The 20,209-nt window shown below is 64.1% G+C and carries 18 protein-coding genes and 5 pseudogenes; 10 read left to right on the top strand and 13 right to left on the bottom strand.

The features are described from left to right. Positions 1-454 precede the first annotated feature (454 nt). Positions 455-1,371, top strand: a pseudogene (locus QTI66_RS30095) (IS110 family RNA-guided transposase); the annotation flags it as partial. A gap of 500 nt (positions 1,372-1,871) precedes the next feature. Here QTI66_RS30095 and QTI66_RS30090 read toward each other — a convergent pair. The 4 genes from QTI66_RS30090 to QTI66_RS30075 all read right to left on the bottom strand — a co-directional run bounded on the left by QTI66_RS30090 (position 1,872) and on the right by QTI66_RS30075 (position 5,508). Next, positions 1,872-2,342: an SCO family protein gene (locus QTI66_RS30090; RefSeq protein WP_286564008.1), complete on the bottom strand. Its 471-nt coding sequence runs from the start codon at positions 2,340-2,342 to the stop codon at positions 1,872-1,874. Positions 2,343-2,470: 128 nt separating this feature from the next. Then, entirely contained in the window at positions 2,471-2,899 is a 429-nt protein-coding gene (locus QTI66_RS30085) for a c-type cytochrome (RefSeq protein ID WP_286563942.1), read from the bottom strand. Positions 2,900-2,931: 32 nt separating this feature from the next. Further along, positions 2,932-4,512 carry a galactose oxidase-like domain-containing protein gene (locus tag QTI66_RS30080; RefSeq protein WP_286563941.1) on the bottom strand — a complete coding sequence of 527 codons (1,581 nt, stop codon included), beginning with the start codon at positions 4,510-4,512 and terminating at the stop codon, positions 2,932-2,934. 726 nt (positions 4,513-5,238) lie between these two features. Then, on the bottom strand, positions 5,239-5,508 hold the full coding sequence (locus QTI66_RS30075) for a hypothetical protein (RefSeq protein ID WP_286563940.1): 270 nt from the start codon (positions 5,506-5,508) through the stop codon (positions 5,239-5,241). Positions 5,509-6,189: 681 nt separating this feature from the next. On the opposite strand from QTI66_RS30075, the gene QTI66_RS30070 reads away from it, so the two are divergent. Next, positions 6,190-6,522, top strand: coding sequence for a type II toxin-antitoxin system RelE/ParE family toxin (locus tag QTI66_RS30070; protein WP_286563939.1), 333 nt, complete (start codon positions 6,190-6,192; stop codon positions 6,520-6,522). 26 nt (positions 6,523-6,548) lie between these two features. Further along, entirely contained in the window at positions 6,549-7,151 is a 603-nt protein-coding gene (locus QTI66_RS30065) for a type II toxin-antitoxin system Phd/YefM family antitoxin (protein WP_286563938.1), read from the top strand. A 111-nt stretch (positions 7,152-7,262) separates the two neighbouring features. On the opposite strand, the gene QTI66_RS30060 is transcribed toward QTI66_RS30065, so the two are convergent. From QTI66_RS30060 to QTI66_RS30045, 4 genes and pseudogenes are all read right to left on the bottom strand, one after another. Beyond that, positions 7,263-7,673 (bottom strand): hypothetical protein, encoded by a 411-nt coding sequence (locus tag QTI66_RS30060; RefSeq protein WP_286563937.1) that lies wholly within the window; start codon positions 7,671-7,673, stop codon positions 7,263-7,265. Positions 7,674-8,018: 345 nt separating this feature from the next. Then, positions 8,019-8,826: pseudogene (locus tag QTI66_RS30055) on the bottom strand (IS5 family transposase). 152 nt (positions 8,827-8,978) lie between these two features. After that, positions 8,979-9,290 carry a type II toxin-antitoxin system RelE/ParE family toxin gene (locus QTI66_RS30050; protein WP_286563936.1) on the bottom strand — a complete coding sequence of 104 codons (312 nt, stop codon included), beginning with the start codon at positions 9,288-9,290 and terminating at the stop codon, positions 8,979-8,981. Continuing rightward, entirely contained in the window at positions 9,287-9,586 is a 300-nt protein-coding gene (locus QTI66_RS30045; RefSeq protein WP_286563935.1) for a YlcI/YnfO family protein, read from the bottom strand. The genes QTI66_RS30050 and QTI66_RS30045 overlap by 4 nt, the downstream gene beginning before the upstream one ends. A 24-nt stretch (positions 9,587-9,610) precedes the next feature. Here QTI66_RS30045 and QTI66_RS39680 point away from each other — a divergent pair, with 24 nt between their 5' ends. Together QTI66_RS39680 and QTI66_RS39675 are read left to right on the top strand one after the other, a co-directional pair. Continuing rightward, a complete protein-coding gene (locus tag QTI66_RS39680; RefSeq protein WP_353506241.1) occupies positions 9,611-10,015 on the top strand; it encodes a type II toxin-antitoxin system VapB family antitoxin in 405 nt (134 codons plus the stop codon). Further along, a complete protein-coding gene (locus tag QTI66_RS39675; protein WP_353506240.1) occupies positions 10,002-10,205 on the top strand; it encodes a PIN domain-containing protein in 204 nt (67 codons plus the stop codon). Before QTI66_RS39680 ends, QTI66_RS39675 begins: the two co-directional genes overlap by 14 nt. Positions 10,206-11,016: 811 nt before the next feature. On the opposite strand, the pseudogene QTI66_RS39970 reads toward QTI66_RS39675, so the two are convergent. Continuing rightward, a pseudogene (locus QTI66_RS39970) lies at positions 11,017-11,247 on the bottom strand (IS256 family transposase); the annotation flags it as partial. A 425-nt stretch (positions 11,248-11,672) separates the two neighbouring features. Here QTI66_RS39970 and QTI66_RS30025 point away from each other — a divergent pair. After that, a complete protein-coding gene (locus tag QTI66_RS30025; protein ID WP_286563933.1) occupies positions 11,673-11,954 on the top strand; it encodes a hypothetical protein in 282 nt (93 codons plus the stop codon). 98 nt (positions 11,955-12,052) lie between these two features. Next, positions 12,053-12,373: an AmmeMemoRadiSam system protein B gene (gene amrB, locus QTI66_RS30020; protein WP_286564006.1), complete on the top strand. Its 321-nt coding sequence runs from the start codon at positions 12,053-12,055 to the stop codon at positions 12,371-12,373. Positions 12,374-12,714: 341 nt separating this feature from the next. On the opposite strand, the gene QTI66_RS30015 is transcribed toward amrB, so the two are convergent. Both QTI66_RS30015 and QTI66_RS30010 read right to left on the bottom strand, forming a co-directional pair. Next, positions 12,715-13,371, bottom strand: coding sequence for an ATPase (locus QTI66_RS30015; RefSeq protein ID WP_286563932.1), 657 nt, complete (start codon positions 13,369-13,371; stop codon positions 12,715-12,717). Further along, complete coding sequence (locus tag QTI66_RS30010; RefSeq protein WP_286563931.1) at positions 13,371-13,733, bottom strand: hypothetical protein; 363 nt, start codon at positions 13,731-13,733, stop codon at positions 13,371-13,373. Before QTI66_RS30010 ends, QTI66_RS30015 begins: the two co-directional genes overlap by 1 nt. Before the next feature lie 348 nt (positions 13,734-14,081). Here QTI66_RS30010 and QTI66_RS39965 point away from each other — a divergent pair. After that, positions 14,082-14,246 (top strand): annotated as a pseudogene (locus tag QTI66_RS39965) (integrase); the annotation flags it as partial. Positions 14,247-14,268: 22 nt separating this feature from the next. On the opposite strand, the gene QTI66_RS30005 reads toward QTI66_RS39965, so the two are convergent. Next, a complete protein-coding gene (locus QTI66_RS30005; RefSeq protein ID WP_286563930.1) occupies positions 14,269-15,390 on the bottom strand; it encodes a helix-turn-helix transcriptional regulator in 1,122 nt (373 codons plus the stop codon). A 767-nt stretch (positions 15,391-16,157) separates the two neighbouring features. Between QTI66_RS30005 and QTI66_RS30000 the strand changes: the two genes are divergently transcribed. Beyond that, positions 16,158-19,229, top strand: coding sequence for a beta strand repeat-containing protein (locus QTI66_RS30000; protein WP_286563929.1), 3,072 nt, complete (start codon positions 16,158-16,160; stop codon positions 19,227-19,229). Between the two features lie 325 nt (positions 19,230-19,554). Next, a pseudogene (locus QTI66_RS29995) lies at positions 19,555-19,869 on the top strand (DDE-type integrase/transposase/recombinase); the annotation flags it as partial. A gap of 136 nt (positions 19,870-20,005) precedes the next feature. Here QTI66_RS29995 and QTI66_RS29990 read toward each other — a convergent pair. Then, positions 20,006-20,131 (bottom strand): hypothetical protein, encoded by a 126-nt coding sequence (locus QTI66_RS29990; RefSeq protein ID WP_286564013.1) that lies wholly within the window; start codon positions 20,129-20,131, stop codon positions 20,006-20,008. Positions 20,132-20,209: the final 78 nt, after the last annotated feature.

The following is a 20,209-nucleotide window of genomic DNA, read 5'->3' as shown; positions in this document are numbered from 1 at the left end:
CGGTGAGCCGCTTGTTGGCGTACACGCCCTCCTCCCTCGAGGTTTCTCGAGCGGCATCACGAGCCCAATCATGATGCCTGGCGCGTCCGAATGGACCATTCGCAACGCAGGCTCGAGATCACTGTCGTTCAAACAGACAACCAGTTGCTCGCATTGCGAGCGCATGGCGTTCCGATAGATGTGCAGGGGCAGATCATGTCGGTCTGCTTCTCTTCGATCATCCAACTGGATGCAATTCGACTTTGTTCGGAGTCTGCCCCGGGACATGACGGGGAAGGAACGAGGGCCCCGGGATGTGTGTGCTGCCCGCTGAAGGTACCGAGCGACCGGCGGGCTCGGAGCCAGGCCACTGTCATCACAGGGCACCGCCTCTCTCAAAAGACGGATGCGCACCAGCGTATAGCGAGATCGCGCCGTATTCCAGTTGCGATAGGACGAGCGCAGGTACAAATCCAATCGACGATTTGGCCGCGACGATCTCATCAAGTTCTTGTCGCAGAGGATCGCAGGACGCGTGGCCTTGGAGGCGTGCGGCAGCGGACATTGGTGGGCTCGCAAGATCAGTGAGCTTGGAGGTCGTCCTGTTACATGCGAAGTTCATTCGACCCTTCGTCCAGACGAACAAGACCGACGCGGCAGATGCACGCGCGCGATATGGAACGCGGTGCAGCAACCGGGTATGCGCACTGTGGCTGTGAAGTAGCAGGATCAGCAAGCCGTGCTGAGTCTGCATCGACTGCGTGCCTTGTTAATCAAATTCCGCACCATGCAAGTGAACCAGCTGCGCGGATTGCTTTACGAATTCGGGGCAACGTTTAGGGCTGGCCGCGTTGCTGGTCTCGCTGAGATCCGCGCTCGCATGGCAGAACTCGGGAATGAATTGCCGGGCGTGATGTTCGTGTGTCTGCAAGAGCAGATTGGGCGTATCGACGAACCGACGAACTGCAGCAGGACATTGATCGAATTGAGGCACGAATAGCCGCTTGGCAGAAGCATGATCCGGCCTGCCGCGCGATCGCCGATGTGCCTGGCATAGGCAAGCTGACCGCGACTGCGCTGGTTGCGACGATGGGTGACGCCGCAATGTTCAAGTCTCGGCGCGAGTTCGCCGCATTCTTCGGCCTGGTGCCCCGCCAGAGCGGCACGGGAGGGAAGGTTCGACTGGGTTCAATCTCGAAGAGGGGCGATCCGTATTTGCGAACGCTGTTGATTCACGGGGAGCGGTCGGTCATGTATCACACGAAAGTGCCCACGCCTTGGCAAAGGGACATACAAGCGAGGCGACCGGCCAACGTCGTTGCGGTCGCAATCGCAAGCAAGATCGCTCGCACGGCTTGGGCGATTCTGGCGCGAGGCAGGCCTGGTTGCTGAGGTCGATTCAATGTGATGGCAAGACAGGTCGGATCGCGAGAACCCAAACCTGAACACAGCCTTGCGCCACAAAAGCGCGTGGCCGAGATGAGGAGGTTCTTGGCGAATTCCATCAGGGCCCGCAGGCTTCGGCTTGCATGACAAGGCCGGATATAAGACTGCAGCCGATACCCGTCGTGACGGTCACATGAGAATCAGCTTGGCAAACCGGGCGGTGTCCATACAAGGCTGTGTAGAAACACACATGATCCGCATCGAGCAGAGAACGGTGGCGCTGCTGACTACTTCATCCAGTGCAATGAGGTGCCACGACGTCCACTGAGGCACGCGCAGCGATTCGTTGAAGCACAAACGAACGCATGCATGGGCTCATGGGTTCTGTCGCAACAAGAAACTTCTGACCACTACCCGTAGCGTGGGATCCGTCAAATTCACTACCTATAGCGTGAGTCCAGGAGCGATTCCCTGTTGCGACAGAACCGACGCTCGTGCCTGACAGGTCACGCTATGCGCCGCAGCGCGGTCATGACCTCCGCCGCGGGCGGCAGTTCGCTGGTACGCCACACCAGCCGAGAGTAGCCATCGAACAGATAAACTTGGCCGGTATGGCGATCGCCGGCCACCGCTCCCCCCTTGAACAGCAAGAGCATCGGATCGAGCGCTTCGATGGCCGGCGCCGCGGCGCTCCAGGTGGGCATGGCGCCAAAGCGCCGCAGCCAGGCGCTCAGGGCAGCGGGGTCGTCCGCCAGCGGGTCGATGCTCAGCGACAGAAGGCGCGTTGTCGCATCGCGTTCAGCCAGCAGTGCGGACTGCAGTGCCGAGAACAGGGCACCCTGGATCGGACAGACGGTGCTGCAGCCGGTGAACATCAATTGAACGGCGGTTGAGCCACCATGTAGCTGCGCCGTGAGATTCGACGCGGCGCCGTCGTGGCGCCGGAGTCGCAAGGGGACAGCTGCGACGGGCGGCATAACTGGACCGACGCCTGTGTTCGCCTGGACCGCCGGCGGCACGCCGAGGCACGTGAGGGCACCGGCGGCGAGCAGGCGCCGGCGCGCCAAGGTCGCAGGGTGCGATGGGGCGAAGGGACGCTGCGCATTCATTCCAACGGGCCCTGCGTCAGGTAGTCCCACAAAGCCGCGCACTGGTCGTCGTCAGCCTCGAAGCGTGGCATGGCCCGGGGCAACACGATGTGTGCCGGATCGACGCCCGTGCGCAGCGTGCGGCAAAGTGACGCTTGTTCGTAGGCGACGGGCGGGCCGCCGCGACGCGGGCGGGCTTCGCGCAGCTGGCGCCGGTCCAAAGGCGGCGCGAAACTGGAGCCCGTGGCGCTGGACTTGTCAGGGCCGCTGTGGCATTGGGTACAGCGCGTCGCCGCGGTCGGCAGCGGTGCGCTGTGGCCAGACAGCGTACCGGCGAGCGGCTCGGTGCCGTTGAACAGGCGCGCGCCGCGCGCCACCGGGTCCGGCACGGCGGGTTCGCGCCGCGCGAGGCCTATGGCCAGTGCGGTTGCGAGCGACAGAGCCATCCAAAGCGCAAGCTTGCGAAGTGCGCCGGCCACTATCGGATGTTGATGGTGCGCGCCACGCTGGGCACGCCGCTGCCGTCCAGCGCGAACAGCATGTAGTTGCCCGGCAGCACCACGCCGCGATCGCCCGGAATGCGCAGCTGGTAATTCCCTGCCGTGCCTGTGAAGGAGAGCGGGATGCGACGCTGGTCGGTGTTGACCGAGTGGGTCACAGATGCCATGCGCACCAGTGCAAAGCCGGCCACCATACGGTCGGTGGCTACGGCGATCTGGTTGCCCCATGTGGCGTTGGCGGGCGCGGCCGTGAGGGCCGGACGTGGCGCCGGCGTTCCGTCAGGTGCCAGCAGGTAAGGTGGCGTGTAGATCTCTGCGTCCGGGTGGTCGGCAGAGCAGTCGCACAGCCCGCCGCCGCCCACCAGCACGCGTCCGTCCAGTAGCAGCATTGCGATGCTGTGGTAGTTGCGCGGTCTCTGCATCGGCGGCAGAGTGATGAATGTCTCCAACGTCGGGCTCCACAGCTCCGCCGCCAGCACGCTGAAGGAGTCGGAGAGGGGCACGGGCTGCGTTTGACCGCCCACCACGAGCACCTCGCCATTGGGCAGCGCCACGCTGTTGACGAAAGTTCGGCCGTAGGCCATGGGGGAGAGCTTGCGCACGGTTGGAGGCTTCGGGGCGCCCGCATTGATGTCGATGATGTAAGCGGTATTGAAGGCGGTGCCGCTGTCGTGGTTCGGCGCGCCGCCGAGCTTGAGAATCTTGCCGATGTCGTACATCACGGCGCTGGCGGTCATGGCGTAGGGGTCATCGCCACGCTGACCGGCCTGATGGATCGCACCAGTGCCGCGCGTATCGATCCAATGCATCGCGGCGGCAGGACCGGCGTGGAACACCCACCCGGCGGCTGAGCCGAAGAGCCACATGTGGTTGTCGCCTCGGTAGACCCCGGCCGCGTCCGGGCCGGCCAGCGGTGGCTTCGAAACATTGCTCGCGTCCGGCATGTCGGCCGGTACGCCGGAGAGCGTGCGCCAAGCCCGAGTGCTGGCCGACCACACCTCGCCATACTTGCCACCCATCCCGCCGTTCCACGACCCCCCGACTGTGAATACCGAGCCGTCGGACATGGTCGTGCTGGACTGGTAGGCACGTGCGATCCCGAGCTGCGCACCCGTCACCCAGCCGCCCAACGCCGGGTCGTATATCGAAGTCTTCACCGCATCGCTGCCGCCGCTGACCAGAACGCTGCCATCGGCCAACATGCTGAGACCGGGGCAGAACATCTGATGACCCGTGGCCGTGACCGTTATCGGGCTCGCTGATTGCGTGGTGGGGTTGAACACCGAGGTGTAGGTGTAGGCCTCAGAACTGCTCGTGCTGAAGCTTTGGGGCGAACGGGCCGCCCACAGCAGCAGCTTGCCGTCCGGGAGGTTGGCGGCCGAGGCGGGCACGAGGGGTAGCGCAATCGGATCGGACCAGGGCTTGGTGGCGGCGGTGGACTGCGCCGCCGTGTAACCAGCCGCCGTGAAGCGGTATTCGTTGGGTGGCTGCCACTTTCCCTTGATTCGGGAGCTCAGCCGGACCACCAGTTGTGCGCCGTCCGCGGGGAGGTTTGTCACCGTAAGCGTGGTTGCGCGGGTCACAGTGTCGACCACAGGTGTCGCCAAGGAGGGCGACTCGATCGTGAAACCGTACTGGTTGGCGCCAGTGTCGGTCCAGACAAAGGTCGCAATCCGGCTGGCGAATTTGATGCCAAGGGTCGGACTGGTCAGGACAGCTGCAAGTCCATCCGGTGGCGGCGCCTTTTTGGACGATACGGACGTATCCCTGAGCGGAGGGTCGGCCCCCTGCGCTCTGCCGCCGACTCCGTCGTTACCGCCGCTCCAGGCGAGGATCAGCAGGGCCGCGAAGCCAAGCCGACGCAAGCCTCGCACCAACCGGACGCTCGTCATAGCTCTTCCTTTGATCCTCTTCCGAGGTGTGTGGTGCGCCGACGTTGGAAAACCTGCGCGCCGATGCAAATTGCGCAATAGTCATCCAGGCAGCGAATCCCCGACGCGCTGCCTTCTCGAAATACTCATGTACATACCGCTTGATCCGCGGGTTCCCATGACAGCGGGAAACAGGCAATTCCCGCGCCGGCCCTTGTACGCAGCACAGCATCGATCCTCGATACGGCTTCTGCTCATGTTCGCTCCAAGCAACCAGCGAGGTCCTCGCCTTCAGGAGAAGTTTCCACCCCTGTCGATCTGTTCAGTTTTCTGGGGTCAGCTCCCTGTGTTCATGGGAGATGGGCTGGCGGAAACGCGTTGGTGGTTGCATGCGCCATCGCAAGACTGCTTTTTTTATACGCCTGTTGGCGCAAAGGGAGCCTGCAAAGCGACCCACTTGTCCGCCTTGGCGACCATGACTGCGATCAGTTGCTGATGAGTGTCGAAAACCCCCGGCGACGTGAGTCGGTAATGCGAAACACCGCCGCGCGATATGTCGGCAGAACCGAGCAACCCCGCACCCCCCTTCACGACCTTGGCCCGGACGCTTATGGTCCAGCCATCGTGCAGGACCGCTTTGATTTCGAACTCTTCATTCGCGGCGCTCTGCTGGAGTTGTTCCATTAGTGCCCGTCCGTTGAAATGTGAAAGTTTCACAACTTCAGACGAGGCTGGTGGTAGGACAGCGCCTTTGTTGAAAACACTTACAGGCAGGATATCTGAGTGCAAGAAAACGGCGTGGCGGCTTGTGGGGAGGCAAGGGCTCGTTTGCTTACTGATTCCCACAGGGAATTTTCTCTGCGTGAGAATCCGGGCGGTGTCCGGTCGGTCAGGGACATAGGTTGTGCCGCCCCCTCCCCCACTAGAACCAGATTTCGTTCGAGGTCGCGGCGATGCTCGCTGAGGGCCTCGCAAGTTCGCGCAGCATCTCCCGATGCTCGCTCTTCGGAATGGGGCCCGCCTCCCTGCAATCGAAGGCACGAGCGGCTTCGCATCTTCTGGACGGTGGCAGCGCGGCGCTGGCCATGCGGGCCTGCCTGGCTCCCAGCGGCATCCGGGAAGGCGCCCTCTTTTAGGGCGCATCCGCAAGGGCGGGCATCTGTGTGAATCAGCACCTTTGTAGCGGATGCCGTGCGCCGGGCCGTTGATTTCCGTCGTGTCCAGGCGGACTTCCATGCACGTGGCGAGACCGGTTTCGAAGGAATACCTGCGAACCGGTGTTTCGCACCCTGTGGACGAAGTGTTTGACCACGTCCAGGAGCGCATTGACGCAAGACGTCGCGAACTGCAAAGTCGCGTCAGTACGTGACGGAATTGTTTGGCGTCGAGATGACTCCGCAAGCCGAGGATGACCTGGAGCGGTTGTCCGAATTCCTTGTCGCGCGGTCAGAATCTTTGGAGGAGTTGGACCTGGCTCAGCATGTGTTGCACGAGCTTCGCACCGGCATCAAGAAGCGACTAGCCCAGAACCCTTGGGCCTGTCGGAAAGCGGGAGACGACAGGCGTACGACGCGCCGGGAGTTGATCGTAGGCCTCGGTTCCACAGGCCATGTAGCGCTCTACGAAATCCTTCCGGGCCAGAAAATGAAGGTGTGGCCGTTCGACATCGGCGTGGAGAGGACCACTGAGGTCCGTTGAAGATCATGACCTTGGAGACACGGGGAATGCAGCTTTGGGACAACCTGTGTAATCGGCTAACCTGGGGACAGGCTAGCTACATTGGGGCCCAAAGTGATTTCCACCCAGAAAAATTCGGCCAGTTATTGGACAAGGCGCAGCGTGAGCCGGTGCTCATCACGCGCCACGGGCGCACCGCCGCGTACGTGATATCTCCCGAGAAAATGCACGCCCTGCAGGCGGCGCGCAGCGGTGCCACCCAGCAAGCGCAGCGCGAATGGGCCAGGGCGTGCGCCCAAGGCTGGAACGATTTCGGCAGCCAGTGCGGCTCGGCGTTTGTCGATGACGAAGGGCGGGCCGCCCGGCCGGTCCGGATGGACTCACAGAATGTAGATGTGCCCATCGGCGAGCCTTCGCGCACGAGTCGGACGTCGTTCGGGTCGGCATTCGTTGGTGTCATTCCCTTGAACCGGAGAGCCGTTGCGTCCAGCATCGCGCAGCAAGGGATCCATCGGCGGACGCTTTCGATCTCGTGGGTTTCCGTGGGACTGCGATTTCGTGGGGTGTTTGGTGGCGTTGTGATTCGAGAGCGTGCAGCGAGCCGGGTAGACTCAGATCAGCCGAAGGGGTTCTCGTCGTGGACACGTTGAGCCTGGAATGATTGTCTTGTGTGGCGTTGGTGGCGTGGTGATGGCCATCGGGTTGGCAATCACCTCTCTTCCCCCGTCGCCCGTCAGCCCGCGACCGAAAGGCGGCTGGAGTCAACGCCCTCGCTTTACGCTGATCTGGTAGCGCTGGCGGACCTGTTCGGCCTCGATCAATACATCACCAGGCCGCCAGAACACGCCGTTCTTGTTCGGGTTGATGGTGGCCTGTCCGAATTGCCGGTTCACGTCCTCCAGCGCCGCATCAAAGGTCGTGCGGTCAGGCAGGTAGAAGTCAATATCGCTGACCTTGTTCCCCGTGAGATGCATGAATGCGAGCTCGAGACTTGGCAATGACAGCACGCACGTGACGCGCTGCTGGTCGCCGGCTGTCGTGCCACCCCAGCCCTGAGGACAGAAAGCCATGTAGTCGCCTATTGCGTGGGATTGCAGAGTGACCCCCACGATGCCGGCTTGGGCGAACAGGCAGGCGGCAGTCAGCGCAGCCGCAATGATGGGTTTCTTCATGATGGGCAGGAAGGTGGCTTTTCGCCCCGAAGCGTACCGTATTGGCGCATTCATTGGTGAGCGGCATGGGCGACTGTGGGGAGGGCTCGCGCCCTGCGCAGGCTTCGCTTGGCGGGGTGCGGGCGCGATTTGCAGGAAATCGGCGACTACGTCGCCCAGTACACCCCGCGCCGAGCCGAAAGCTTGTCAATGACCTGATTGACTAGGCCGGGAAGATTGCGCAAATGCCCGGCGGCTACGCCGCGCGTGAGGATCTGGCGCCAGGTCTGCGCGTGTGCACGCATGGGCGGAGGCGCCAACACGAGCAAGCGCGCGGCGCAGCCGATCGGAGGCCCGACTAAGAGCTTATCCGTAACTTATGTTGACGTCGGCAGGTACCTTGCGGAAGGCGATGATGGCGGCGGCAAGGTGGTTGAGGGCGACGAAGCTGCGCTCGAGTTTCTCGTAGCGCACGAGCAGCTTGCGGAAGCGGTTGAACCAGCTATGGCAGACCTCGACGACCCAGCGCCGTGCCTTCTTGGTCGGATCGCGCTGCTTGATGTCGGCCTCGGTACGTCGACCAACGACGTGAGGGATGTAGCCGTTGCGCTCGATGGTGCGAAGGTGCTCGACTCCACGGTAGCCCGCGTCGGCGCACAGATGTTTGTGTCGCCGATATGGCGGATCCTTGCGCCTGACGACGATGGCTGCGAGCACGTCGCCAAGCCGCCTGCAGTCATGGACGTTGGCCCCTGTCACGACGAGCGACAACGGGACGCCACGGCCGTCCACCAACAGGTGGCGCTTGCTTCCTTTTTTTTCCCCGATCCGTCGGGTTGGGGCCCACGGCTTCCTGTGCCAGTGGCGCCTTCATCATCGCGCCGTCGATGCTCTGCCAGCGCCAGGCAATGCCCTGCATCTGGTCGTATTCGGCCAAGCCCGCCTTCCACAGAGCCTCGAAGAATCCCGCGGCCTCCCACTCAAGAAATCGCTTGTGGATGGCGCTTGCGCTGCCGAAGCGCTCCTTGGGCAGCGCCTTCCACTGGCAGCCCGTACGCAGCACGTAGACGATCGCCTCGAACACCAGTCGAGCCGGCTTTGGTGGTCGGCCGGCCCCTGGCTTGCGCACGTAGATTTTCTGTGCCGCCAAGCGCGCGGGAATCAGCGGCTCCACCCGCTGCCAGAACTCATCGCTTACCACCCACGACTCGATACGTTTCGCCAAGATCTTGATCCATCGCCGCGCCCAATGCGGCTCGGATCGACAGTTTAACTATTTACGGATAAGTTCTAAGGAAAGTACGGGAGGTGCCCACCAGGAGTTGCTTAGTGGCAGTCATCTTCGCGCTGGTGGCGGATCGCGGCAACCACGACCGATTGGTCGTCAATGATGCGAAACAACGCAACATATCCGGAAGCACCGAAGGGGATAACCAGTTCGCGTTCAAGGCGGTCAGCATCTGCGATCCGGCAAGTGAACGGGTTCGTCTCTAGAACTCGAACCTCCGCGCGGATCGCCTGAATTGCCCGGCGCGGCAAATCGAAGTCTCCATACTGCAAAGCGGACTCGACGAGGAAGTCCTCAAGACGCAGGAGATCTTCAAGGGCTTCGTGCGTCAAGGTGACCGTGTAAGTCACGAATCAGCGCTTGACTTGCGTTGCTCTTTGCCGAGTTGCGAAAGGCGCGCATCCAGGCGTGCCTGCATCGCGTCGAGCGCGTCCTTGGCCGAGTAGTATTCGCCACTCTTCTTTGCACGCTTGAGTGAAGCTCGGCCACGCGCAAGGAATTCGTCCTGTGATTTGCGGCGCTGGGCGGCCTGCACAGTCGCATTCTCCACAAACTGCGATAGCGTTTCACCTTGGCGCAGCACGCTTTCGATCTCATCGCGCACGGATTGCTCAACGCGCACGGGAGGCAACTGGGCGGTCTTCATGGACACTACTGTAGCGCAATTGCTATGCGCAGCCAAGCGCTGAACCGCGCACTGTCACCTGCGCTCGCGACAATACAGTCCCACGCAAGATTGGCGGCGACCGGGCGCCGGTGCGTGGAGCAGTCGTGGGCAGCGTTGCAGTTCTGTGGCTTCGGGCGGTCGCCTGCTACATCAAATGTGGCGTCGTGCGATGCAATATTTGATTCCTGGGAGGACGCCAAGCGTCCCACCGTAACCCTGGACGACGAGTTGCTTTCGCAGGCCCGAACATTCACGGGTATCCAGGAGAATTCCGTGCTGATCCAGCACGCGCTCAAATCCCTCGTTCAAAGGGAGGCCGCGCGACGGTTGGCGCGCCTGGCAGGCAGTTCGCCGAACCTCCAGACTGCACCGCGACGGCAGGGAGAGGTCGCCGATGATCCTCGTTGACACGTCAGTGTGGATCGACCACCTTGCCCGAGGCGATTCAGAACTGCAATCGCTCCTCGAAGACGATGAAGTCCTCGTGCACCCGTACATCGTCGCGGAGATCGCGCTGGGCAGCCTGAATCAGCGAGATGAAACGGTCGGCGCGCTCAGACGCTGCCCGAGATACCGCTGGCATAGCATGTCGAGGTGATGACTTTTCTCAACAACGAGCGGCTGCTTGGCATCGGGATCGGCTATGTCGTCACCTGCTTGCCGCGACCCGCCTCGCCGTCGGCACGAGGCTCTGGACACGCGATCGACGCCTTCTCCAGGCGGCGCTCCAGTTGAACTTGGCAGCGTTCGGTGCGCATTGAGTCCTGGGCCGGATAGCTGTGCTCACGGCTCTCTTCGACGCGCCCGCAGCCAACGCCTTTCAAACAGATGCCATGTCGGGAGTATGACCGCATGGGCGTTGGCTCGCTCGCCAACATGTCACAGCTGGGCGAGCGACACGTCGGACGTGCGCTGTGGACAAGCGGCGAACCTTTCAACGACATGGTTGACTCCCCGGTCGCGAGGGCCGAGTGGCAACGGAATTGGCGCTTCACTCACAAACCGGGCCGGTTTGAGGGCGCCGTTTTTCGGGAAGTCAACCTTCAGTTGTCCCCGCGGCCGGTGCATGACTCTGTGGATAACCGCCACTTCGACGCGCCGGAGCCGCGCTGTACCTTGGCATCCAACAGGATGCCCGGTGAATCAGCAGCGCGACCCCAGTTTCGACTTCGTTACGAAAATTGCGTTTCGCGCCCGGCGCGCCCATCGCAATGAATCCCGCTTCGCCGCGCTCCCCCCACGCGAAGAAAGAACCACCATTCATAGTTTGAATGGTCGCTGCAGTAGGCACGCCACAACGCAAACTTTCGCCAGATGACGATATCCCGAATCATGTCGAACGCGGCCGGATGACGGTTCTCATTCGTGATGCGATGCCGCCTGGCGTTGGTGCACCGGTGACCTTGGCGGACTTGGCTTTGCAATGCAGCCAACAGCGTCTTCATGTCGCGGTGCCCGCAAAGCTTTCGGAAGCGTCCCTTGGCATCGCTCAACGCGCCAGCGCTCCAGCGCAGCGTCATTTGCCCATCCTTCCAGCGCTTGACGTTGCGCATGACGTGGGCGATCGAGTCGTTCAGGTTCCCGATCGGACTGGTGGTGCGCAGCGTGCGGTACAGCGCCCCGGTGATGCCCAGCACCTGGGTTCTGTTGCAGATAAGAAAATTCGGCAGATATTGACCACTGCCGGTAGCGTCCAGAGCCCAACAAGTTCACCTGCCCATGGCGCAAGGCCCCGGGCGAAATTTCCTTGGTGCGGCAAGAGCCCCGATGTTCGCATCCTGGCCATTGACGCGCCGTCGAGATCTGCGCGCGCTCGCGAACAGGCACCTCGCAGCGCCAGGACGATGTACGCGCCTGGCGTTATGGCTCGCGCCACGCCTTGAGCGCGACAAAACCGTCGTCGAGGGCTTCGTCAAAGTTCGCAAAGGGCGCCAATGCCTCGGCAACACACTCAGCCGCGTGGCCATTGCGTCGTTGCACGAGCCTCCAGGAAAATTCCGCGGGCGAGCGTTGCTGAACAGTCACGGCCAATTGCGGCTCGGTCCAGTGCACAGGGAGGCCTTGGATGCATTTCATTCAAGGCATTCTGCCAATGAATACTTTCAGTTACAAGCGGTTTGGCCTATGGTCTGTTGTGCAGGCGCACCTTGTCTGGCAGGGCGTCGCCAATGACGACCAGGCGGCGTTCCTTTCAGGCCTGCGCGTGCACACCGAGGCAGCACACGTCGGCATCGCACAGAGCGGATCGACGTGCCGCCCCCGTCGGGCGCGGCGCGTCGCCCGCGTTGCGCGAATGGGGGTCGCCTTGCGCGACATGACGCATTCACGCGGGTGCTGGGGTGCGTGATCGGCCGTTGACAATACATCATCGCGTTGACATCGACGATTCGCTGCAGGCGCCGCTCGGACGGTTCGCGCTCATGCCGCTGGTGGTCGGCGACACGGGTGCGCAGGCCGTGGCTGCGAACGGCCCTGGGGCGGCGACGAGACAGTGATCGTCTCAGCTCAGATATCTCGCACTACCTGCCGTACGGCAGGGCGAAGTCGGTTGACCACGCCACCGTGCAGCGCATCCTGCGGTTCGACGCCGGACTCACGCCGCATGAAGCCTGCGGCTGCGAGGCGATCAAACGGTGCCCTGCGCGCTGCACGCCATCACCGCCTGAACCCGTGCCTGCGCGCGACCTGCGCAACTCCGGGCGCACCGGCGGTGGCCATGACCGCGTGGTCGGCTGCACAGCGATCGCGTTCGAGGCGTGCGTGTGACCGACGCACCCGCCCGCTGGTGGCATTGCCTGGAAGACAGGTGCAAGTTCTGCCAGAGCTGGGGAATCTCGAAGGGCCGGGAACTTGACCGGCTCATGATGCAGCATCCCCCGCGCGCATCGCCCGGGCGCGAAGGATGGCGGCGCCGACGGCGTGGTTCACCTGCAACGACCGGGTGATATTTGCCGGGTACGCGATGGACACCGCCGACGCCTGCCACCCACTGGGCATTCGCAGCGTGGCGGTGGCCGCCGGCTACATCCACACCGACCCGAGCCGCGCGTTCTGCGACCGGAGGACACCGCGAACGTCGACCTCAAGGGCTTCAACGAGATCAGGCGCTATGCGCCCGGTACTGTGCTGCCGCCTGGCGGGGCGTAAGCCAGCGCAGCTGCCAGGATGGGCTTGGCCCACTGCGGCACTTTGCCAAGTGCGATATGCGAGAGGACGCGCCCGCCTTCCATGTGCAGCAAAAGCACGGGGTGCGGATGCTTTCCCGCCTTGGGGTCACCCTCGGCGCTGTTGTCATAGAGGCGAAGGCTGGCCAGGTGGGGCAGGAGGCGCACGAGGTTGGCACGGCTGCTCTCGTAGCGCTCGCGGATCCTGGACTCCGGAATATCGTGGCCTCCGGCCGCAGCCCGTGCCTTGACGCGCTGGATGTTCAGCTCGGGTGAGGCCAGTCCTGCATACCAGACATGGATCTGCGCACCCTGGCGCGCGCCCTCCAGCAGCATCCGGGGGATGGTTTGCGCGCCCAGCGTGCTTTCGAAGGCGAAATTCAGCCCATGGGCGAGCGCGCGTTCAAGACCTTGGCGCCCCAGCTCCCAGGCATGCCCGTTCGCCACATCGGCCGTCATGCCCGGGTGCTGCGCCATCAGCGCACGAGCCGCCTCGTCTGGATTGAAGTAGTCGACTTTGTTGCGCAGCAGCGCTGCACCGCCCACGCTGCTCTTGCCCGCGCCATTCACGCCGGCCAGCAGGTAGATTCTGGCGGGCATCAGCGGCGCGAAACGCGTGCGGCCTTCACGGCGGCCTTGCCCAGCTCCGCCGGCTCCATGGCAAAGGCATCCGCCATGGCCTGCGCCGCCTCGTCGCCCTGCATTCGCTCGAACATGTCGTCAAAGCGCCGCGTCAAATCCTCCAGATCCGGCTCGGCGGCCTTTTCCAGCGCGAGGTAGCGTTCTACCGACATCAGGACCATCGAGGGCTGGTCGTGCCGCGTGATGACGACCGCTCCTTCGGACATCACCGTGCGCGTCACCCGCTGCATGCCCGCAGCCAGATGGGTCGCGGAAAAAGAGGAAAGCTCTCGCGTCAGCCGCTCGACGGAGGGGATACGCACAGCGGTATTGGCAGTCATGGCGATCCTGCGAGATGGAGTTTCTGGATTGTAGCCATTATCCAGAAATTCTGGATTTTACATGATCACTCCGTTCGCCCCACCGCCAGGCGCGACCACGTGCCAGGGCGCTGTGCGCTGGTGGGCTACCGGGGTCCAGCGCATGCCTTCGTGTTGCCTTTGTCTCCAAGGGTGATGCAACGCAGAACGCGCGGGTCCATCGCGCAGCAGCACACAGGGCTACCCCGAGATCAGTGCGCGAACTGACGTGTGACGGATACTTTGGGCAGGTTCCTGACGCTTCCTTTCGATCACCGCCGTCCATGACCGATTTCGTGCTGTTGTTGGGCCTGCTGATGCTTAGAAGAAGCAAGCGGGATCCCTGACGGCGCCCCCTTCCGGCGCATCCGCAAGGGCGGGCACCTGGGCGAGCCCTTGGCACGCGCGGCCGCGCGCGATCGTGAAGGAGCGGTGTGCGCTCGCCGGTCGAGGGGGAGTTTTCTGGCACACGCCATCCGGGCCGGCCCTGTCACTGCACAGCGTTCTGCTGGCGGGGCTAGCGACCTGCCACCAGCCGCACAAGCTCGCTCTGCCGGCGCCTTCCTGTCTTGTCGAACAGCGAATTCAGATGCGTGCGTATCGTGGCGGGGATCACGTCCTTCTCAAGCGAGATCTCCTCCACGGTGCGCCCCGCCGCAATGCGCCGAAGCACGTATTGCTCGCTCGGCGTGAGCGCGAAGTGCCGGGCCAGGCAGCGCTGCCAGCTTTCCTCATCGCCTTCGCGCGAATAGCCGTCCAGCAGCACCAGCATCACGCTGGCTCGCGGCCACGCACAGGCGTAGTGCGGCACCTGGCGGATGGGCGAGGCGCTGAGGGTCAGGCGTCGCACGCGATCGCCTTCGACGGTCAGCGCCACCGTCTTGCAGCAGATCCGGCCGGCGCCGGCGACCAGTGTCTTGAGCGCAGCGCAGTCCAGATTGCCGGCGCCGCGCAGGTAGCCGTTGGCCTCCTTCACGAGCCGCCCCGTGCGCAGCATCTCCAGCGCGGACGCGTTGCAGAACTCGACGAAGGCGTCTTCGCGCAGGATGAACGTTGGCATGGGCAGCAGGTTCAGCCCAACGGCGGGCGAATGCCCGGGCACGATTCCGCGCGCGAGTTTCCAGTGCAGGCGAACGGCATGCTGGACCGGCCGCCAGAAACGGGCGAGGGTGCGCTTGTCTTCCTCGTCGAACTCGCGCGACGAGAAGGGGCGACCCACGATGAAGTGCGTGACCGGCGCTACCGGATCATTGGCGTCGCACACCTTGAGCGAAATCTTGTGACCGGCGCCGCCGCCGGAGAAGCGGCCAAAGTCGTTGTAGTAGGCCGTGCGCTTGACTTGGGCGTCTGGCAGGAATTCGCGTCCAAGGTGCACGTCGCCAGCCGTCTCGAAAAAGCGCTTGCCGGCGACCGCCACCAGCCAGGGGTCTTGCGCCGCCCAATGGGCCTTGTAGCCCGAGATGTCTCCATAGCCGTCGGTGATCGCGCCCAGGTGCGGTCCGTTCACGTCGACGCCCGGCGAAAACATCGCGCCGCCCATGGCGCCAGTAGCCGCGCAGGCGGCGCGCAATACATCCACCCAGCGCGCGGAATCGAGCGCAGCGGCACTGGCCAATTCGTAGAGGTCCTGGACGTTCATGCAGGGCAAACAAGATTCCGCGGGAGGTAATACATTTTTCGTAGTTCGAAGAACCGGCGCAACAGCCCAAAGGCAACGCGCGCCGGCTTTCTCACCCACTTTGTGGAAAAAGCCCCAAGCCCGGTCGTGACTTCACACTTCACGGGAGTTCATGCCCGGCGCGCCAGTCGTTGGGGGTGTGCGGGCATGGAACGCGCTGGGCGACGCCGTGGCGCCGGCGGTCGGCCCAGGCACGCGGCGCACACGATGAATGTGCCTGTCGACGCTACGCGCCGAACACAGCCGTGGGTTTCGCATCGCCGTTGCGGCATGCCGTCATGCCGCCACCTTCTGGCATTGAAGCCGGTTCGCTTCCGGCGTCACTGAGTGCGTGGGCTTCCGCCGCAATGAAGTCCCTGCGATTTGATGAAGTGCACGGGGCAGCGATGAGTCGAACGGAGACCGGGATACCGAAGGGCCAAGTCGTCTCCGTGCAGATGCGTGAAGGTGGCTGCGAACGAAAGACCGCGTGACGCGCAACCGGCTGGCGGCGCTGCGCACGATGGCGAGCAGGCATGGCTGCCTCGACGCGCACGCACCCTCGGCCGGAGAACCGGATCGCCGCTCTCTTTGCGATTTGGCGCGTCACGCCGATTTCACCCGATCCGTTTCTCTGTCATTTGATAGAGGAATAAAGCATTGCTTCTCGCTATCTTGCAGCCATCACGGCGCGCCAAACGCGGAGTTCCTCTTTGGCCGAGCGACCGGATTCCGACGCAGGAGAAGTCATGTCGAAGTTGCTGTTGCTTGTTGCGGCCATTGAACGCGGCCCCCTCGCCGGGGGATGCCGCTGGTGCCTGTTCGCCCTCGCGGCCTTCCTGGTCGCCTGCGGCGGCGGCGGGCATTCGCACCCGACGCCAACGCCCGTCGTGGCGCCTTTGATCACCACGCAGCCGGTGAGCGTTACGGTCGCCGAGGGCCAGGCGGCCAGGTTCGGCGTGGGCGCCAGCGGCACCGCACCCCTGACTTACCAGTGGCGGCGCGACGGCACGGCCATTCCCGGCGCGACGGCCGCCGGCTACACCATCGCAGCCGCAACGGCCACCGACAACGGGGCGATCATCACGGTGATCGTGAGCAATGCGGCCGGGTCGGCAACCAGCAGTCCGGCCATGCTCACGGTCGGCCCCTTCGCCATTGCGCCAGTCGTCACCACGCAGCCCGCCGCCAGCAGCGTGCTCGCCGGGCAAACGGCGAGTTTCAGCGCCGGCGCGACGGGCACCGCCCCTTTGAGCTACCAATGGCGCCGCAACGGCGTGCCCATCTCCGGCGCCACGTCGGCCAGCTACGACATCGCTGCGACCGTGGCCGCGGACGATGGCGCGCTCTTCTCCGTGGTGGTGACCAACACGGCGGGCAGCGCCACCAGCAACGATGCCCTCCTCACCGTCACGGCCGGGGTCGTGGCGCCCACCGTCACCGCCGGGCCGGGCAGCGCCACGGTGGGCCTGGGCCAGCAGGCCACCTTCTCGGTCACCGCGATGGGCACGGCGCCGCTGAGCTACCAATGGAGCCGCAATGGCGCCACCATCGCCGGCGCGATGGGCGCCAGCTACACCACGCCGGCCACCACGGCCGCCGACAACGGCGCAACCTTTGCCGTGACGGTGACGAACGTCGCCGGCAGTGCCACGAGCGGCACAGCCGTGCTGACTGTCAGCCCGGCGGCTGTTGCGCCTTCGATCTCGACCCAGCCGGCGAGCGTGAGCGTGGTGGCCGGACAGACCGCCAACTTCAGTGTCACCGCGGCCGGCACTGCGCCCCTGGGCTATCAATGGCGGCGAAACGGCACGGCGATCCCTGGCGCCACGGCAGCCAGCTACGCGGTGCAGAACGCCGTCGCGGCCGACAACGGCGCGCAGTTATCGGTCGTCGTGAGCAATGCAGCCGGTGCGGTGACCAGCAGTGCAGCCACCCTCACGGTGGGTGCTGCCGCGGTCGCGCCGGCCGTCACCACGCCGCCGGCCAACGCCAGCGTCACCGCCGGCCAGACGGCGACCTTCAGCGTCGTCGCCTCCGGCACGGCGCCGCTGGGCTATCAATGGCAGCGCAACAACGCCAATATCGCGGGTGCGACCAGCGCGAGCTACACGACGCCCGTGACCGGTCTGGCCGACAACGGCGCGGCCTACCGCGTTGTCGTCAGCAATTCGGCGGGAAGTGCGACGAGTGCGTCGGCCACCCTGAGCGTCGTCGCGGCACCGGTGGCACCCTTCATCACGACGGCGCCTGCCAATGTCACGGTGACTGCCGGTGCGATGGCCACATTCACCGTACTGGCAGGCGGGACAGCGCCGCAGACCTTCCAGTGGAATCGCGGCGGCAGCCCGATTCCCGGCGCCACGGCGGCCAGCTACACCACGAACGCGACGCCGATCGCCGACAACGGCGCCACCTTCACCGTGACCGTGACCAACGTCGCAGGCAGCATCACCTCCGCCCCCGCGACGCTCACGGTGGTCTCGGTATGGACCGGCGTGAAGCAGGATGGCGCGCAGTTCCCTTCGCCTCTCGCTCCGTCCAACGTCGCCTACAGCGTTGCGGCGGATGCGCAGGGCAACGTGGTCATCGGCGGCTACACGACCGGTATCTTCACGGCCGGCACCGACCCCGGCGCGTCCAAGCCCTTCATCGCCAAGTACGGCCCTGCTGGCAACGTGCTGTGGCAGCGGCTGGTGCTGGACGCGTACAACGGCTTCGGCGTGGCGGAAGCGGTCAACGGCGTCGCAGTGGACAGCACTGGCAACATCTACGTCACCGGGCAGACGCTCACGACGTTGGCGGGGGAAATCGCGGCGGGCAATACCGATGTCTTCGTGGCCAAATTCAGCCCCGACGGCACGCGGCTGTGGGCCCACCAGTTCGGCTCCAACGCATACGACAGCGGCTTGGGCATCGCGGTCGACACCAACGGCAACGCCTTCATTGCCGGTCGCAGCTTCGGCCAGTTGCCGCTGACCAACCCGCCGGGTGGCACCATCATGTGGTTCCTTGCCAAGTACGACACGGCGGGCAATCGGCAGTGGATCAAGGAAGACATGTTCCACCCCAACCAGCCGGCGCCGTACAACGAGGGGCACGGCGTGGCAGTCGACGCGGCGGGCAACGCCTACCTCACGGGATGGGCATCCGGCAGCCAGTTCAACGCCAGCGGCGCATACGTCGCCAAGTTCAACGGCAGCACGGGCGCCCAGATCTGGGAGACGCTGCTGGGCCCGGCCGCGCCAAACAACGCGCTGCCGGTGACGGCCAACAGCATTGCCGTCTCCGCCGATGGCAGCCGTGTGTTCATCTCGGGCCGCACCTATGCGAATTTCGACGTTGCGGGCAATCCGACGGTCAACCCCTTCTGCTGCACCGCAGGCGACGCCCTCATTGCGCGATTCGACGGCTCGGGCACGCTCCAATGGGCGCACAACCTGTCGTCGCAAACGCTGAGTGGCCCCCGCTACTTCGACGAAGAGGCCTTCGGCATCACGACCGACGCCGCCGGATCCGCAGCCTTCATCACCGGCTACACCAATGGCGTGATGCCAGGCGAAACCTCCAAGGGCGACGAAGACATGTTCGCGGCGCGCTTTGAGGCCGACGGCACGCGCACCTGGATCCGGCAATACGGCGCGGGCCTGCCTGCGACGGGCGTCAGGAACGACCGCGCCTTCGGCATCGCGATGGACCTGCACGGCGACCTGTTCATCGCCGGCTCGACCATCGGCACCTTCGGCACGCCGGGCCGATCGATCGACCGGGTCAACTGGTTCGTGTTGAAGATGAAGCCGACAGACGGGAGTTTGTATTGACGGCGTGCGAATGAAACGGGCGGTCGCATTGCGTCCTCGGCTGCGTACCTTGGTTGCGGCCGCACTCACAGACGACGTTTGGCAAGAATGCGGGATAAGGTGGAGCCACTCGGCCTGAGCAGTTTCGCGTCGTATCGAGAATTTGGAATCGTCTTTGGCGGGCGGAGGGAGTGTGAGCTAAACCGCGGCAGGCGAAAAGCAGCGGTCAAGTAGCCCGATGGGCTGGCCCCTGACCCAGTAGACCTGACCGCCAAAAGTAGGAAATCCGGCTTTGGTGCAAACCGCGCCTCCGATCGGCGACGGCTTTTGAATTGAAGGCGTATCGATGGCGAAGAGGCTGCAGTGCACGGACGAACTGTTCAAAGGTCCGCGTCTCGAGCGCGAGATCATCGTTCTGTGCGTTCGGCGGATACCAGCGCTTCAAGTTGGGCTTGCGCGACCTGGTGGAGATGATGGCCGAGCGCGGCTTGTCGATGGCCCACACGACGATCATGCGCCCGGTACAGCGGTTCGTGCCCGAGTTGAGAAGTGCTGGGACCGATTCGCTCGCAAGACGGGGCGATCGTGGCGCTTCGACGAAACGTACGTGAAGATTAGCGGCAAGTGGTGCTATCTCTACCGGGCCGGTCGCAGATCCGGAGTGCGGCCAGGAGCTCTACAGCCGGGGAGACTGGACTGGATCAACCGACGCACGCACCAGCGCCGAAGTCCCGAGCTGCGTCTGCGGCAAACTGCGCAATCGGGTGATCATGAAAATGGCCGCCTGCATCACGTGCTTAAATCAACCCCGCCTCCGACAGCATCGGAAATCGCGCTTGAATCCACGCCTGCCAAAGCGGCGTCTCGCGGGCGGCAGTGGCGGCTGCCTGATCGGCATAGAAGTAGACGTTCAGCCCCACCATGCTCGGGCCGCCCATGTTGACGGTGCAAGAGGCTGCACGGCCGGCGCCGGCTTGTCAACCCGCACCAGGATGTCGTAG

Source organism: Variovorax brevis (assembly GCF_030317105.1).
In the GTDB taxonomy this organism is placed as follows: Bacteria; Pseudomonadota; Gammaproteobacteria; order Burkholderiales; family Burkholderiaceae_C; genus Variovorax; species Variovorax brevis.
Note: the sequence above shows the minus strand (reverse complement) of the source record. Positions and strands in the feature narration are given on the sequence as shown.